This window comes from Streptomyces sp. NPDC026589, from assembly GCF_040638385.1.
GTDB lineage: Bacteria > Actinomycetota > Actinomycetes > Streptomycetales > Streptomycetaceae > Streptomyces.
This window is the reverse complement of record NZ_JBEZYG010000014.1, coordinates 117,676-132,474: the sequence shown is the minus strand read 5'-3', so window position 1 is coordinate 132,474 and position 14,799 is coordinate 117,676. Positions and strand designations below refer to the sequence as shown.

The window sequence follows — 14,799 nt, the reverse complement described above, 5'->3', positions numbered from 1 at the left end:
GCCCGGCCCGGGGCTCAGCGCGGCGCGCCCCGGGCGACGATCTCGCGGGCCAGCGCGGCCAGCTCCGGCAGGGCGGGGTGGCCGGGGGCGTCGCGGCGGGCGAGGAGGACCGGGACGCCCGGGGCGTCGTCGAGCGGGACGTAGACGACCCCCGCGTGCGGGTGCAGGGTCGCGGTCGAGGCGGTCGACACCCCGCTGCCGCGGCCGGCGGCGATCGCGGTGAGCCAGTCGTCGGTGTTCCCGACGGTGACGGTGGTGGCCGGCCGGGCGTGGGGCGGCCACAGGCCGGCGGTGGTGGTGCCGGAGACGGTGTTCAGGACGACGGGGCCTCCCGCGAGATCGGCGAGGGCGAGCGAGGCCCGCCCCGCGAGCGGCCCGTCCGCGGTCACCGCCGCCACCCGGACCTCGGTGAACAGCACCTCGGCGATGAGCCCCGGCGCGTCCACGGGCCCCCGCAGCAACGCCGCGTCGACCTCGCCCCGGGTCAGGCCGGCGGTGCGGTCGTCGATCCGGAGCAGCTCCAGCGGGGTGCCCGGGTGGCGCTCCTGCCAGGCCCGCAGCAGCGGCGTGGTGTACGGCCCGAAGGCGGACCAGGCGTGCCCGAGCCGCAGCGGCCAGGTGCGCAGCCGGCCGGGGTCGAGGGCCTCGTCGAAGGCGGCGACCGCGGCGGCGGCCTTGTCACGGAAGGCGACGCCGTCGGGGGTCAGGGCGAGGTGGTGGGTGGAACGGTCGACGAGCCGGACCCCCAGGTGCCGCTCCAGCGCAGCGAGGGTGCGGGACACGGCGGGCTGGGTGAGCCGGAGGCGGGCGGCGGCACGCGTGATGTTCAACTCTTCGGCGACCGCGAGGAAGGCCCGCAGATGCCGGAGTTCCACGGGGCGGCCGGTGGGGGGCGCTTCGTTCATGCGTGGGGAGCATAACGGGAGCTTGATCGGCATTTCACGGAACGCGCGGGGGTCCCTACGGTGAAGGGACGCCCCCATCGACGACGCAGTACGCCCTGACGTCCCGCCGTAGGCGGAACAGTACGTCTTGCCGTACTCCCCGGTCCATTACAGTGGACTGATCTGTCTTGCCCCTGTTCCCTGCTCCCCGTTCCCCGCTCCCCGTTCTCTGTTCCCTCGGAAGGTCCCCCGTGAACGACCAGCGCAGCGCCGCCGAACCGGCCGCCGCAGCCGTCGCCGTACCCGAAGCGGTGCCGGCACTCGAAGGCGCCGGGGCGGGTGCGGACGCCCAGGGGGGCCTGGGCGCGGGCACGCCCGCCGGGCGGCCCGGGGCCGACCGCCGGGCGGCGCTGACGCCGATCGTGCTGGTGGTCGCCGGCGGCCTGTCCGTCCAGTTCGGCTCGGCCGTCGCGGCGCTCCTGATGCCGAAGGCGGGCGCGCTGGGCGTCGTCACCCTGCGGCTGGCGGCCGCCGCACTGATCCTGCTGGTGATCTGCCGCCCGAAGCTGCGCGGCCACTCGCGTGCCGACTGGGGCACGGTGCTCGCCTTCGGCGTCGCCATGGGCGGCATGAACACGCTCTTCTACCAGGCGCTGGACCGGATCCCGCTCGGCATCGCCGTCACGCTGGAGGTGCTCGGCCCGCTGGCCCTCTCGGTGTTCGCCTCGCGCCGCCTGATCAACCTCGTGTGGGCGGGCCTCGCCCTCGCAGGCGTCGTCCTGCTGGGCGGCGGCGGCTTCGACCGCCTCGACCCGGTGGGCGCGGCGTACGCCCTGGGGGCCGGGGCGATGTGGGCGGCGTACATCGTGTTCAGCGCCCGCACCGGCCGCCGCTTCCCGCAGGCGGACGGGCTGGCGCTGGCGATGGTGGTCGCCGCGGTCCTCTCGCTGCCCCTGGGCATCATCGAGTCCGGCGCGAAGCTCACGGTCCCGTCCACCGTGGCGCTCGGCGCGGCGGTGGCCCTCCTCAGCTCGGTCCTCCCGTACACCCTGGAGCTGATGGCGCTGCGCCGGCTGCCCGCGCCCACGTTCGCCGTGATGATGAGCCTGGAGCCGGCCATCGCCGCCGGCGCGGGCTTCCTGATCCTGGACCAGGCCCTCTCCACCACGGACGCCCTCGCCATCGCCCTGGTCATCGGTGCCAGCGTCGGCGCGGTGCGCAGCCGGACAGGCCCGCGCCGCGAGGGGTGAGCCGTGGCGGTGATGTGCTCCGCCGTGGGCTCCCCTGTCCCTGCCGGCTGCTCAGGCGCGGCAGACGGTTCGCGATCCGTTTCATGATGCTGCTCGGCCCGCCCGGGGCGTTCGCCACGATGACGTCGCCGCCGCGATCCATCACGGATTTCGCGATCTGGAAGCCCATCGAAGGCTCGGTGAGGACACCGAAGACCAGGACCTTCTTACCGTTGAGAGTCATGACCGCCCTTCATTCGTCGAGTCCATACGGCGCAGATGCCGTCCTGGTAGTGGCCGTAGAAGTTGTGCAGGGATGTTTCCAGTCTCCAACCCTGAAGATTTTTCTCGTCGAGAGCCGACAAATGGGTGGGGTCCTGTGCAAAGACGTCCACCACATTCTTGTTGGGTGTGGTCAGGACGAAGCCCTCGACCGCCCATTCCTTCAGCCGCTCGACGAGAGAGCGCGGGTGTCCCTGGTGCTCGATGACCTCCAGGGCCGCGTACCAGTGGAAGGGACGCGGTGGTTCCCAGGTGAGCAGGTCGAACGTGCCGTCCAGCCAGACATCGGCCGGCACGTACCGGCCCCGGAAGCCGTACGAGCTGCGTAAGACGCAGTCCAGCTCGGTGTAGCCGGCGCCCAGGTCGATCAGCACGTGCTCGTCCGACAGGCCCCGTGCCCGCATGCGGTCGCTGGCAGCCGGCGGCCGGGATGAAGAACAGCCCGATCATGCCGAGCGGGTTCACGGCGGCGCTCAGCGGGCCCACCGAGAAGGACGGTCGTCGACCGAGGCCACCCCGCAGAACACCGAGAAGGCGGCGACGAACACCAGCGACGCGACGATCCACCGCTGAGCGAGACCGAAGCCGCCGCGTGGGGCGCTACCGACCAGGCCGAAAAAGACTGATGCCGATTCGGCCGTGTCGACCGGACCGGACCGGGCCCGGTCCGGCCGACACAATCTTCCTCGTCCCGGAGAGCGTGCCAGCGGATCGAGGTGATGCCCGAAGGGACCACGCTGATCGGCATCAGCACCACCAGCCGGGCCATCGCCGTTGACCTGGGCGCCGAATCCCCGCGTGTCCTGGTCTGCACCGCCACCGGCGGCGGCAGCACCACGGCCCTGTGCTTCCTCTCCCTCGTACCAGCGCGACATCCACTTCTTCTGCCGCCCTCCTGCCTGAATTCACTCCCCTCGCGCCCCGGAAATCAGCCAAAGATCACGAAGGTCTATGGGTCGATCAGGCTGGCATATACATTCGGCGTCGGTACAACTATGGCTCGGGGAAAGGCGCTTGCGTTCCTTTGCATTTTCCCATGCCCCGTTCCGTATCGTGCGAAGGCCATGCTTCCGTATAAAAGGAGAAGACTTTAATGAAGCGAAACCTGGTGGGGGCAGCACTCATCGGAGCGGCATTGATCATCGGCGGGACCGGAATCGCCAGTGCTGCTCCGGCCGGCTGTGAGACGACGGGCTTCGTCTGCCTGTACAGGGACGACGACTACCGAGGCGGTCAGGTCACCCTGACCAACAGCACCACCGCGATATCTCACATGAGCTCGTACGGGTTCAACGACCAGGCCGACTCGTACTACAGCAACTACACCTACGACTCCGCCTGGTGGACGGACACCAGCTACGTGGGCCGCCGTGTGTGCATCCACAACAACACCAGCAACCGCAGCTTCAGCTTCCAGGACTCCGACGAGGCAAGCTCGGCCCGAAAGTACAGTTCTCGCACGGCCTGTTGACGGTGGTTGAGGTGAGGTGACCCGTGGGGCGGCCGGACAACCGGCTGCCCCACTCGCGTAGAAGAGGAAGAACCATTCACGTGGGCAAGAACGTGGCAATCGTCGCCACTCAAGTCGGTAAGAAATTCCCCATGGGGAAGCAGACCGTGACCGCGCTGCGGGACGTGTCGTTGTCTCTCCCCGCTGGAACGCTGACCGCGCTGACCGGGCCCAGCGGATCCGGCAAGAGCACCCTGCTCCATCTGATCGCGGGCCTGGAGCGGGTTGACTCCGGAACTCTCGATGTCCTGGGGAGCCAGCTCCACTCGTGCACCGCGGCCGAGCTTTCCGCGCTGAGGCTTCGCGAGATCGGCTTCGTCCACCAGGACTTCAGCCTTCTTGCCGACCTCACCTTGATCGAGAATGTGCGCCTTCCGCTGGAAGCCACTGGCACCGCCCGTAAGGACGCGGCCGCGGCAGCACGTGAGGCGATGGGCCGCGTCGGTCTGGAAGGGCTGGAGCAGCGGTTTCCCGCCGAGGTCTCCGGCGGGCAGCAGCAGCGTGCCGCCATCGCCCGTGCCATCGTCGGAAGCCGCACTCTCGTTCTGGCGGACGAGCCCACAGGATCGCTCGACTCCAAAACGGGCGCGGAGATCATGGGCGTTCTGGCCCAGCTCCGCGATGAAGGCGTCACCGTCGTTCTCAGCACCCACAACCCGGCCAACCTCTCCCACGCAGACCAGGTCGCCGTCCTCCAGGACGGCACGCTTCTCTCCTTCACCACCGCCGAGGAAGGCGTGGCATGAGCAAGGGGTATGTGCATCTGGTCGGCAGGCGCACCGTCGTGGGCCGCGGCAGCAGGCGTATCGGTCTTCTCGTGCTGCTCATGCTGCCCGTGCTGCTCGCCACGCTCGCGGCCGGGGTTTTCGCCTCGGCTGCTCCTTCGGCGCCACAGCGTGCCACCAGCAGCCTCGGCGGTGCCGACGGGTTCATCACGCTTTCCGACCCCGTGATGACGGGCGAGCTCGCACAAGAGTTGCGCCGGCGCGCGCCAGGAATCGCCGTGGTCGCGCTTGATGACAACAGCGAGTTCCCCGTGTGGGCGAAGGACCGCACGGTTGCCGTGCGCTATGTGGATACCGATTGGTCATCCCCTCTGATGCGCGGCCGGTACCGGCTGCTGGAGGGACACTTCCCCTCGAAGCTGGGGGAGGTCGCAGTAAGCAGGCCCCTTGCCGACGCGTACGGACTGGGCCTCGGTGACCATCTGCCCTATCGGTGGAAGCGCGACGCCCCCGCGCGGATCATCGGACTGGTCGAGAGCCCGCAGGCGCACACCGCATACGACTACCTCGCCGCCCCCGGCCAGCTGCGGGCCTGGCCGAAGACCGGAAACGACAGCACCAACACCGCAATGTCCAGCTACGGTCTGCTCCTCGCGGGTGACGCCCGCCAGATGGAGACAGCACAGAACCTCATCGGCGAAAAGGGGCTGCGGCTGGAGACCAGGTCGAACATCTCCGCCTCCCGGACGATGATCGAGCGCGAGCCCGCACTGCTGCTCATCCCCGGCATCGTCGTGCTCGGGGTCATCGCCGCGGGGGCGTTCGCCCTGCGCATGCGGCGCACCCGCGCCGAGTTCGCGATCCTCGCCGCCCTCGGTGTGCCGGACCGGGACCTGCGGTATGCCGCCGTCTCCGGAGCGGTATCGGCCAGCCTGGCCGCCGTTCCCGCCGGGTGGCTCGCGGGGAGTCTGCTCGCTCTTGCCGCACGCCCGGTGCTGCCCCGCTTCACCCACAAGGACACCGCCCCCTACGACCCGCTGCTGGTCGGGGGCCTGCTGACCGTCCTGTTGTCGGTCGCGGTGGCGGCCCTGGCGGCCGTACTGTCGTCGCGGTACCCCGCCGGACTTCCTGCCCGTGCTCGGGCCCGCACCACCCTCCGTGACAGCAAGCGAGCCCGCCTGTGGTCCCCGGTGCTGTATGGCGTCGCCGCGCTCGGTATCGCTCTCGCCGTGGTTCTCCAGGACAACGAGACCGTCTCCGCCGCCGCGGCCGTCACGGCTGTGGTGTTCCTGTCCGCCGCCGTACTCACCCGCATCGCAGATGTGCTGCGCGGCCTGGCCCGTCTGGCCGACCGTACGCTCAGCGCCCGTATCGCCCTGCGCGCGTTCGCCCGCGACCCTCGCCGGCCGGTCTCGGCGGTCGTGATCGGATCCGTCGCGCTCGCCCTCACCGTCGGCATCCTCGGCACCCTGTCCAGCGTCACCGCCCAGGAACGCGCCACCTACGTCGGCAGCCGCCACCTCAACCAGGTGGAGGCTCTGCTGTTCGCCGGCAGTGATCCCAGTGAAGTCGAGAAGACCCTCACCAGCGTCTTCCCCGAGGGAACACCGATCATCCGGGGCTCCTACCCAGTGGACGAAGAGCTCCGCGAAGCCTCCGTCACCCCCGCCCTCACTCCCCCCTGGAGCGTCGCCTGGCAGGCAGGCGGAGAGTTCGCCAACCGGACGCAGACGATCGGAATTGTCGACGACGGCACGACGTTCAAGGCACTCACCGGCCGGGCCTGGTCCTCCCGGGAACAGCAAGCTCTCGAAGAGGGCCGCATCCTGGTCCTGGCCCCCGAATACATCAAGGGGGACCGCGTCACGATCTCCATGCCGACCTCCCTGCCCACCAGCCCCGAACAGTCCGACACCCGCCGCGAGATCAACGGCGCTGCCCTTTCCGACCCCGTCAACGCCACCACCCTCACCCGCGCCTCCGCCTACATCACCACCAAGGCAGCACGCGCCCTCGGCGCATCGACCGTGGACTACTCGGTCATCGCCTCCCCCGCCGGCCCCGTGCCCGATCTACAGGAACAGCTCACCAAGGCACTCGAACCGGTCGACGTCCTCATGTCGGACGTCCGCATCGAAACCGGCCCCGAGCTCACCCCGCCCTCCCTGTGGTACCTCATGCTCGGCCTCGCACTCGCCGCCGTGGTGACCGTCCTCGGCATCACCATCACCTCCTCCGCGGCCGAGCTCCGACCCGACCTGGTACGCCTGCACCGCATCGGCCTGTCCCCAGGCACCCTGCGCCAGATCGTCGTATGGCAATCGGTCACCATCGCCGCCCTCGCGGCAGTCCTCGGCACCGCCGCCGGCTGGGGCCTGACCGCCGCACGGAACTGGCCCGGCGACATCCCCGTCGTCATGGACTGGACAGCCGTCTGCGCCGTCCTCGCCCTGACCCTCCTCCTCGGCGCGGCCTACGGTGCACTCGCCGCACCACGCCGCATCAGCAACACACTCAACCGCACCGAAGCCTGACCCGCTCCACGCTCCTCCGGCCCCGTACTCGGGGCCGGAGGGGCGTGGAACCGCCGCCCGACTCGGCGTGGACCTCTTCGATCAGCGGCATGAGCTGTTCGTCGCGGAGCCGGCGGGCCGACTTCGGCCGCTTCTTGCGGGCGAAGTACATCGACGGCGGACAGCTCCAGCACCCGGCAGACGGGACGCCGAGACCTCGCCATCGCCCTGGTCATCGGGGCCAGCGTCGGCGCGGTGCGCAGCCGGACGGGCCCGCGCCGCGAGGGGTGAGCCGCGGCGGGGGGACGGGGCCGGGCCCTCAGCCGTCGGCGGGCAGGATGCGGAAGGCGTCCAGCCCGCCTGCGAGTGCTCCGCCTGTGCGGCGTCGAAAGCGGCGTGGAGAGCCGAGTCGGCGACGATGATCAACGACGCGCGGTCCGTTGTTTGATGTGCTCGTGCACCGAGTCATCCATCTCGTCAGGCGTGCGGGAGCGCCCGCTGTCGAAGACGGGCAGTTCCCGGGCGCGCTTCTGCCGCTCCGCGCTGTCCAGCGGCAAGGCGATGCTCCGCCGGATGAGTTCGGCCTTCCTGACGCCGGTCGCGGAGGACTCGGCATCCAGGCGCACTTCCCGTTCTTCCGGAAGGTGCACGGTCGTCTTCTTCATGCCGCCGATTTTGCCTCCCTGCCCTCCATAGGGCAGGGAGGCGCTGCGGGGCCTGGAGTACCGGGGGAGCCCCGGCCCCGTCACGCGGGAGCCGGCAGCGGGAAGCGGACCTCGGTCAGCCGCTCCGACACCTCCCACAGCCGCCGCCCGGTCGCGGCGTCGACGGCCGCCGGGGCGAGGGCCACCCGGGTCGGTCCGCCGCGCAGCTCGCCGGGGCCGTCCGGGCCGATGAGGTCGCCGCCCCGCGCGTCCGGGTCGGTCGCCGCGTACAGCTGCGGAAGGGCGCCCGCGCCGGGGTGCTGGGCGAGGGGCCGCAGAACGTGGCCGAACAGCAGCTTCACCAGGCCGGTCGGCCCGCTCGTCTGAAGGTTCGTCGCGGTGTAGCCCGGGTGTGCCAGCAGGCTCCGGACCGGGCTGCCGGACGCGGTCAGCCGCCGGTGCAGCTCATGCCCGAAGACGGCGTTGGCGAGCTTCGACCGGTCGTAGCAGGCCATCGGCCCGTAGTCGCGTTCGCTGTTCAGGTCGTCGAAGCGCAGGTGCGCCTTACGGTGGTTGACCGAGGTCACCGTGACGACGCGCGGGTCCTGTCGCCCGGCCGCCAGCAGGTCGAGCAGCAGCCCGGTGAGCGCGAAGTGGCCGAGGTGGTTGCAGGCGAACTGCAGCTCGTGCCCCTGCGCGCTGGCCGTGCGGGGCGGTGCCATCACCCCGGCGTTGTTGACGAGCGTGTCCAGCCGCGCGTGATCGGCGTGCAGGGCGTCGGAGAACGCCCGTACGGAGTCGAGGTCGGCCAGGTCCAGGCGGCGCACCTCCAGCGAGGCCCCCGGCCGGTCGGCGGTGATGCCGGCGACGGCCCGGCGTCCCTTCTCCTCGTCACGCACGGCGAGGATCACGTGCCCGCCCCGGCGGGCGAGGGCCAGGGCGGTCGCCAGGCCCAGGCCGCTGTTGGCCCCGGTGACCACGGAGACCCGGCCGGTCTGGTCGGGGATCCGCTCGGCGGTCCAGCGCGGCTTCTTCTGCTTCCCGTCCTGTGCTGTCATGCGGCACACGTTGCCGTGCGTGTCACTCGGTGTCAAGACGATACTGGACGCCGAAAAGATACCGAGTGTCAGACATGGCATGGCGTTACGATGGTGGGCGTGAGTACCCGCCCCGCAGTGACCATGGCCCAGCGCAAACGCCAGCTCGTCACCGACGAACTGGCCGAATCGGCACTCCAGTTGATGGCGCGGGAAGGATTCGACGCGGTCACGGTCGACGCGATCGCCGCCGCCGCCGGCGTGTCCAAGCGGACGTTCTTCCGGTACTTCGCGTCCAAGGAGGACGTGGTGGTCCAGTTCCTGGCCGACATGGGAACGGGCATGCGCGCCGAGCTGGCCGCCCGCCCCGAGGCAGAACCCCCCTCCGCGGCCCTGCGCCACGCCGTCTGGGTCGCCATGGCGGCCTGCGCCGACGGCGCCGAGCACTCCGGCCGGGCCCTGCGGGTCGTCCAGCTGATCCTGCGCACACCCGCCCTGCGCGCCCGCTTCCTGGAGCACCAGGCCCAGTGGCGCGACGACCTCGCCGTGGAGACGGCCCGCCGCCTCGGGCTCGACCCGGTGGCGGACCTCTCCCCGCGCCTCGCCGCCGGGGCCGCGCTCGCGGCGTTCGACACCGTGCTGCGGCGCTGGAGCGACAGCGACGGAGTCGAGGACCCCGCCGCGCTCACCGACCGGGCCTTCGCCTTCCTCGCCCCGGCGCTGGACACGGCCGGGACGCCCGGCGCTCCCCGGTAGGGCCACCGGTGTCCGGACCGGGGCGCCGCAGGGGTCGTCCGGCGTCGAACCGGCTCCAATGGCGGATGCCACTGTGCGGGGGAACGACGCGCGGGTGAGGCTGGCTCATGGCATCGAGTCGTCCATGCCGATCGTGTAGTCCGCTCCGACCCGCAGAAGCAACGTGAGGACACGGCGACATGCCCCTGCAGCCCGATGACCTTGCCGCCCACTACGAGCGCCTCGCCGACGACTTCGAAGAGAGCTGGGCCCACAGCCCGGAGTTCGTCGCCTGGATGAACCGGTGCATCGACACCAGGCTCGGTCTCCAGCCCCAGAACCGGGCCGCGGACATCGGGTGCGGTAGCGGCCTGTACGCGCGGTCCATGGCCGAGCACGCGCGCACCGTCGTGTGCGTCGACCCCTCCACGAAGATGCTGGCGAAACTGCCGACTTCGCCTTCCTTCGTGCCGGTGCGCGCGTCCATCGAGGATCTCGTGACCGGGTCCGTCCAGCTCCCCCACGCGGGGCGGCTCGACGGGGTGCTGGCCAAGGACGTCATTCATCACGCTCGCGATGTGCCGGCGGCACTGCGCGCGCTGGCGTCCTTGCTCGCTCCGGGAGGAAGGCTGGTCATCGTGACCTGGCCGTTGCGCATCGACTATCCGCTGTTCGACAAGGCGGTGGAGCTGCACGAGCAGGCCTACATCGACCCCGAGGACATGAGGAGGGTGCTCACCGCCCGCGGTCTGAAGGTCGAGGTGACGTGCGAGAGGTATCAGTTGTCGATCGCCAAGGAGCAGTGGCTGGCTTGGGTGGCCAACCGCTTCATGTCGCTCCTCGGCACCTTCGACGACGAGGAGCTGGCGGAGGGGCTGCGCGAGATCGACACCCGCCACCCCGGGCCGGTGATCGAATTCGAGGGCCGATTCGTCTTCACCCACGCACACCGCTGAGAGCCCCGTGACCGTCGCTGAGAGCCCCGTGACCGTCGCGACCTGCGGCGGGCCTTTCTGCGGCAGATAAATCATGCAAGCGTGCTTGCTTGTTTCCTGGCGCGCTGCCATGCTCCTGGGCACCACACCCGGTCCCGAGGGGAGCGCACGTGTCCGCTGTCGTAGCCGTGATCGATGATCTGCGCGAAGAGAGCGACGAACTCGACGCCCTGGTAGGGGTGTTGGACGGGCCCGGCTGGCGCCGGCCGACCCCGGCCGAGCGGTGGACCGTGGCCCACCAGATCGCCCACCTCAGCTGGACCGACGAGGTCGCGCTGCTGGCCGCCACCGAACCGGACCGGTTCGGGGACGAGGTGGCCAAGGCCCTCGCCGCGCCCGAGACCTTCGTCCACGAGGCGGCCGAGGCGCTGGTCGCCGCCCATGACCCGGGCGCCCTGCTCGCCAGGTGGCGGGAGGGGCGGCAACGGCTCGACAAGGTCCTGAGGGACGCCCCGGCCGGCACCCGGATCCCCTGGTACGGGCCGCCGATGAGCATCGCGTCCATGGCGACCGCCCGGCTCATGGAGACCTGGGCGCACGCCCAGGACATCGCCGACGCCCTCGGGGTGACCCGGGCCCCCACCACCCGGCTCCGGCATGTGGCGCGGATCGGCGTCCGGGCCCGGAACTACGCCTACGGGGTACGCGGGATCGCCGCGCCCGAGGAGGAGTTCCGCGTCGAGCTACGCGCGCCCGACGGCGAGATGATCACCTACGGCCCGGACGGCGCTGCCCAGCGGATCACCGGCCCGCTCCTCGACTTCTGCCTCCTGGTCACCCAGCGCGCCCACCGGTCCGACCTCGCGGTCACCGCCGAGGGACGCGACGCCGACCAGTGGCTCGGTATCGCCCAGGCCTTCGCGGGGCCTCCCGGGCCGGGCCGCCCGCCCCGCGCGGAGCAGGGCGACCCCCGGTGAGCGCCCCCGCGTCCTTCCGGATCGGCAACGCCTCCGGCTTCTACGGCGACCGCTTCGACGCGCTGCGCGAGATGCTGACCGGCGGCCCCCTCGACGTCGTCACCGGGGACTACCTCGCCGAGCTGACCATGCTCATCCTCGGCCGGAGCCGCCTCAAGGACCCGGACAAGGGCTACGCCACCACCTTCCTGCGCCAGCTGGAGGAAGGGCTCGGCCTCGCCCACGAGCGCGGGGTGCGGATCGTCGCCAACGCGGGCGGCCTCAACCCGGCCGGACTGGCCGACGCCGTACGGCAGTTGGCGGAGAAGGTCGGCGTGCCCGTCGCCGTCGCCCACGTCGAGGGCGACAGCCTGCCCGTCCCGGACGGGTTCCTCACCGCCAACGCCTACCTCGGCGGCTCCGGGATCGCCGCCTGTCTGCGGGCCGGGGCGGATGTCGTCGTCACCGGCCGGGTCACCGACGCGGCCCTGGTCACCGGGCCCGCCGCCGCCCACTTCGGCTGGGGCCCGGACGACCTGGACGCGCTCGCGGGAGCCGTCGTCGCCGGGCACGTCCTGGAGTGCGGCACGCAGGCGACCGGCGGGAACTACGCGTTCTTCCGCGAGCACGACGCCCGTCTTCTCCGCCGCCCCGGCTTCCCGCTCGCCGAGATCCACGCCGACGGCTCCTCGGTCATCACCAAGCACGACGGTACGGGCGGGGTCGTCGACGTCGGCACCGTCACCGCCCAACTCCTCTACGAGACCGGCGGAGCCCGGTACGCGGGCCCCGACGTCACCGCCCGCCTCGACACCGTGAGGCTGACCCCGGACGGCCCGGACCGGGTCCGCGTCAGCGGCGTACGCGGCGAGGCCCCGCCGCCCACCCTCAAGGCGGGGCTCACCCGGCTCGGCGGCTGGCGCAACGAGGTCGTCTTCGTCCTCACCGGCCTGGACATCGAGGCCAAGGCAGAGCTGGTGAGGGGCCAGTTCGCCGACGCCCTGGCACGGGCCGGCGGGCGCCCCCCGGCCGAGGTGCGCTGGGAGCCGGCCCGGACCGACCGCGCCGACGCCGACACCGAGGAGCGGGCCAGCGCCCTGCTGCGGCTCGTCGTCCGCGACAGGGACGCCGACGCGGTCGGCCGGGCCGTCTCCGGGGCGGCCGTGGAGCTGGCCCTCGGCAGCTATCCGGGCTTCCACGTCACCGCCCCGCCCGGAAAGGGCGCGCCCTACGGGGTGTTCGAGGCCAGGCCCGTACCGGCGGCGGACGTCGAGCACACCGCCGTACTCCCGGACGGCCGCAGGGAGATACAGGAACCCCCCGCCCGGACCAGGGAGTTGGCCGAGGTCGACGCGCCGCCGCTCCCCGAGCCGTATCCCGCCTCCACCCCCACCCGGCGCGCACCCCTCGGTCTGGTCGCGGGCGCCCGCAGCGGCGACAAGGGCGGCGACGCCAACGTGGGCGTCTGGGTGCGCGACGACGCCGCCTGGCGGTGGCTGGCGCACGAGCTGACCGTCGAGCGGTTCCAAGAACTGCTGCCGGAGTGCGCCGACTTGACCGTCGTGCGCCATGTCCTGCCCAATCTCCGCGCCCTGAACTTCACCGTCCACGGCCTCCTGGGTGAGGGCGTCGCCGCCCAGGCCCGCTTCGACCCGCAGGCCAAGGCGCTGGGGGAGTGGCTGCGGTCCCGGTGGCTCCCCGTGCCCGTACCGCTGCTGGAAGGCGTCCCGCTCCCGGAGGTGACCGCATGACCGTCCTGCCCACCGGGCTCGACACCGACGGCCCCGAGTACGCGGCCGACCGGGCCACCATGGTGGCCAAGCTCGCCGAGCTGGAGGCCGAGCACGCCAAGGCGCTCGCGGGCGGCGGTGAGAAGTACGTCGCCCGGCACCGCAAGCGCGGCAAGCTCCCGGCCCGCGAGCGGATCGAGCTGCTCGTCGACCCCGACACCCCGTTCCTGGAGCTGTCGCCGCTGGCCGCCTGGGGCAGCGATTACGCGGTCGGCGCCGCGCTCGTCACGGGGATCGGGGTGGTGGAGGGCGTCGAGTGCCTGATCACCGCCAACGACCCGACCGTACGCGGCGGGGCCTCGAACCCGTGGACGCTGAAGAAGGCTCTGCGCGCCAACGAGATCGCCTTCGCCAACCGGCTCCCTGCCATCAGCCTGGTGGAGTCGGGCGGGGCCGACCTGCCGTCCCAGAAGGAGATCTTCATCCCGGGCGGGGCCCTCTTCCGCGACCTCACCCGGCTCTCCGCCGCCGGAATCCCCACCGTGGCCGTCGTGTTCGGCAACTCGACCGCCGGAGGCGCGTACGTCCCCGGCATGTCCGACCACGTGGTGATGATCAAGGAGCGGTCCAAGGTCTTCCTCGGCGGACCGCCGCTGGTGAAGATGGCGACCGGCGAGGAGAGCGACGACGAGTCCCTCGGCGGCGCCGAGATGCACGCCCGCACCTCCGGGCTCGCCGACCACTTCGCCGTCGACGAGCAGGACGCGATCCGCCAGGCCCGGCGCATCGTCGCCCGCCTCAACTGGCGGAAAGCGCACGCCGATCCGGGCCCCGCCGAGCCGCCCGCGTACGACGAGGACGAGCTGCTCGGCATCGTGCCGGGGGATCTGAAAGCGCCCTTCGACCCGCGCGAGGTCATCGCCCGGCTCGTCGACGGCTCGGACTTTGACGCGTTCAAACCGCTGTACGGGACGAGCCTGGTCACCGGCTGGGCGCGGCTGCACGGCTACCCGGTCGGGATCCTCGCCAACGCGCAGGGGGTCCTCTTCAGCGAGGAGTCGCAGAAGGCCGCCCAGTTCATCCAGTTGGCGAACCAGCGCGACATCCCGCTGCTCTTCCTCCACAACACCACCGGCTACATGGTCGGCAAGGAGTACGAGCAGGGCGGCATCATCAAGCACGGCGCGATGATGATCAACGCGGTCGCCAACTCGAAGGTCCCGCATCTTTCGGTCCTGATGGGGGCGTCCTACGGGGCCGGCCACTACGGCATGTGCGGCCGCGCCTTCGATCCGCGCTTCCTCTTCGCCTGGCCGAGCAGCAAGTCCGCCGTCATGGGACCGCAGCAGCTCGCCGGGGTCCTGTCCATCGTCGCCCGCGCCTCCGCCGCCGCGAAGGGGCAGCCGTACGACGACGAGGCGGACGCCGGTCTGCGGGCGATGGTGGAGCAGCAGATCGAGGCGGAGTCGCTGCCGGTGTTCCTGTCCGGGCGGCTGTACGACGACGGGGTCATCGACCCGCGCGACACCCGGACCGTCCTCGGCATGTGCCTGTCCGCGATCCACACCGCACCGGTCGAGGGCGCCCGTGGCGGCTTCGGCGTCTTCCGGATGTGAGGC

General features: G+C 71.5%; 14 protein-coding genes. 9 read left to right on the top strand and 5 right to left on the bottom strand.

From position 1 onward, the window contains the following. Positions 1-14 precede the first annotated feature (14 nt). Entirely contained in the window at positions 15-905 is an 891-nt protein-coding gene (locus AB0F29_RS24235; RefSeq protein WP_361875468.1) for a LysR family transcriptional regulator, read from the bottom strand. A 230-nt stretch (positions 906-1,135) separates the two neighbouring features. Between AB0F29_RS24235 and AB0F29_RS24230 the strand changes: the two genes are divergently transcribed. Next, positions 1,136-2,134, top strand: a complete 999-nt coding sequence (locus tag AB0F29_RS24230) for an EamA family transporter (protein WP_361875465.1) — start codon at positions 1,136-1,138, stop codon at positions 2,132-2,134. A gap of 206 nt (positions 2,135-2,340) precedes the next feature. Here the strand turns inward: AB0F29_RS24230 and AB0F29_RS24225 are convergent, their stop codons facing one another. Together AB0F29_RS24225 and AB0F29_RS24220 are read right to left on the bottom strand one after the other, a co-directional pair. Then, positions 2,341-2,799: a hypothetical protein gene (locus AB0F29_RS24225; protein WP_361875462.1), complete on the bottom strand. Its 459-nt coding sequence runs from the start codon at positions 2,797-2,799 to the stop codon at positions 2,341-2,343. A gap of 69 nt (positions 2,800-2,868) precedes the next feature. After that, positions 2,869-3,270, bottom strand: coding sequence for a hypothetical protein (locus tag AB0F29_RS24220; protein ID WP_361875460.1), 402 nt, complete (start codon positions 3,268-3,270; stop codon positions 2,869-2,871). 218 nt (positions 3,271-3,488) lie between these two features. Between AB0F29_RS24220 and AB0F29_RS24215 the strand changes: the two genes are divergently transcribed. The 3 genes from AB0F29_RS24215 to AB0F29_RS24205 all read left to right on the top strand — a co-directional run bounded on the left by AB0F29_RS24215 (position 3,489) and on the right by AB0F29_RS24205 (position 7,164). Continuing rightward, positions 3,489-3,866 (top strand): peptidase inhibitor family I36 protein, encoded by a 378-nt coding sequence (locus AB0F29_RS24215; protein WP_361875457.1) that lies wholly within the window; start codon positions 3,489-3,491, stop codon positions 3,864-3,866. 131 nt (positions 3,867-3,997) lie between these two features. Next, complete coding sequence (locus tag AB0F29_RS24210) at positions 3,998-4,651, top strand: ABC transporter ATP-binding protein (RefSeq protein WP_361875454.1); 654 nt, start codon at positions 3,998-4,000, stop codon at positions 4,649-4,651. Further along, complete coding sequence (locus AB0F29_RS24205) at positions 4,648-7,164, top strand: FtsX-like permease family protein (protein WP_361875452.1); 2,517 nt, start codon at positions 4,648-4,650, stop codon at positions 7,162-7,164. Before AB0F29_RS24210 ends, AB0F29_RS24205 begins: the two co-directional genes overlap by 4 nt. Positions 7,165-7,565: 401 nt before the next feature. Here AB0F29_RS24205 and AB0F29_RS24200 read toward each other — a convergent pair whose 3' ends face one another. Then, positions 7,566-7,808, bottom strand: coding sequence for a CopG family transcriptional regulator (locus AB0F29_RS24200; RefSeq protein ID WP_361875449.1), 243 nt, complete (start codon positions 7,806-7,808; stop codon positions 7,566-7,568). A gap of 80 nt (positions 7,809-7,888) precedes the next feature. Further along, positions 7,889-8,845: an oxidoreductase gene (locus AB0F29_RS24195; RefSeq protein ID WP_361875446.1), complete on the bottom strand. Its 957-nt coding sequence runs from the start codon at positions 8,843-8,845 to the stop codon at positions 7,889-7,891. A 90-nt stretch (positions 8,846-8,935) separates the two neighbouring features. On the opposite strand from AB0F29_RS24195, the gene AB0F29_RS24190 reads away from it, so the two are divergent. The 5 genes from AB0F29_RS24190 (at position 8,936) to AB0F29_RS24170 (ending at position 14,796) form a co-directional block, all read left to right on the top strand. Then, positions 8,936-9,580, top strand: a complete 645-nt coding sequence (locus AB0F29_RS24190; protein WP_361875443.1) for a TetR family transcriptional regulator — start codon at positions 8,936-8,938, stop codon at positions 9,578-9,580. Between the two features lie 179 nt (positions 9,581-9,759). Beyond that, positions 9,760-10,515 carry a methyltransferase domain-containing protein gene (locus AB0F29_RS24185; RefSeq protein ID WP_361875440.1) on the top strand — a complete coding sequence of 252 codons (756 nt, stop codon included), beginning with the start codon at positions 9,760-9,762 and terminating at the stop codon, positions 10,513-10,515. A 149-nt stretch (positions 10,516-10,664) separates the two neighbouring features. Continuing rightward, positions 10,665-11,471 carry a TIGR03084 family metal-binding protein gene (locus AB0F29_RS24180; protein ID WP_361875437.1) on the top strand — a complete coding sequence of 269 codons (807 nt, stop codon included), beginning with the start codon at positions 10,665-10,667 and terminating at the stop codon, positions 11,469-11,471. Further along, positions 11,468-13,201 carry an acyclic terpene utilization AtuA family protein gene (locus AB0F29_RS24175; protein ID WP_361875434.1) on the top strand — a complete coding sequence of 578 codons (1,734 nt, stop codon included), beginning with the start codon at positions 11,468-11,470 and terminating at the stop codon, positions 13,199-13,201. Before AB0F29_RS24180 ends, AB0F29_RS24175 begins: the two co-directional genes overlap by 4 nt. Then, positions 13,198-14,796: a carboxyl transferase domain-containing protein gene (locus AB0F29_RS24170; RefSeq protein ID WP_361875431.1), complete on the top strand. Its 1,599-nt coding sequence runs from the start codon at positions 13,198-13,200 to the stop codon at positions 14,794-14,796. Before AB0F29_RS24175 ends, AB0F29_RS24170 begins: the two co-directional genes overlap by 4 nt. The last annotated feature ends 3 nt before the right edge of the window (positions 14,797-14,799 follow it).

Bases quoted from the DNA above. Each gene is read 5' to 3' on its own strand.
- AB0F29_RS24220 (WP_361875460.1), bottom strand. From the start codon at position 3,270: ATGTCGCGCTGGTACGAGGGAGAGGAAGCACAGGGCCGTGGTGCTGCC.
- AB0F29_RS24185 (WP_361875440.1), top strand. From the start codon at position 9,760: ATGCCCCTGCAGCCCGATGACCTTGCCGCCCACTACGAGCGCCTCGCC.
- AB0F29_RS24210 (WP_361875454.1), top strand. From the start codon at position 3,998: ATGGGGAAGCAGACCGTGACCGCGCTGCGGGACGTGTCGTTGTCTCTC.
- AB0F29_RS24205 (WP_361875452.1), top strand. From the start codon at position 4,648: ATGAGCAAGGGGTATGTGCATCTGGTCGGCAGGCGCACCGTCGTGGGC.
- AB0F29_RS24225 (WP_361875462.1), bottom strand. From the start codon at position 2,799: ATGCGGGCACGGGGCCTGTCGGACGAGCACGTGCTGATCGACCTGGGC.
- AB0F29_RS24190 (WP_361875443.1), top strand. From the start codon at position 8,936: ATGGTGGGCGTGAGTACCCGCCCCGCAGTGACCATGGCCCAGCGCAAA.
- AB0F29_RS24215 (WP_361875457.1), top strand. From the start codon at position 3,489: ATGAAGCGAAACCTGGTGGGGGCAGCACTCATCGGAGCGGCATTGATC.
- AB0F29_RS24195 (WP_361875446.1), bottom strand. From the start codon at position 8,845: ATGACAGCACAGGACGGGAAGCAGAAGAAGCCGCGCTGGACCGCCGAG.
- AB0F29_RS24170 (WP_361875431.1), top strand. From the start codon at position 13,198: ATGACCGTCCTGCCCACCGGGCTCGACACCGACGGCCCCGAGTACGCG.
- AB0F29_RS24200 (WP_361875449.1), bottom strand. From the start codon at position 7,808: ATGAAGAAGACGACCGTGCACCTTCCGGAAGAACGGGAAGTGCGCCTG.
- AB0F29_RS24235 (WP_361875468.1), bottom strand. From the start codon at position 905: ATGAACGAAGCGCCCCCCACCGGCCGCCCCGTGGAACTCCGGCATCTG.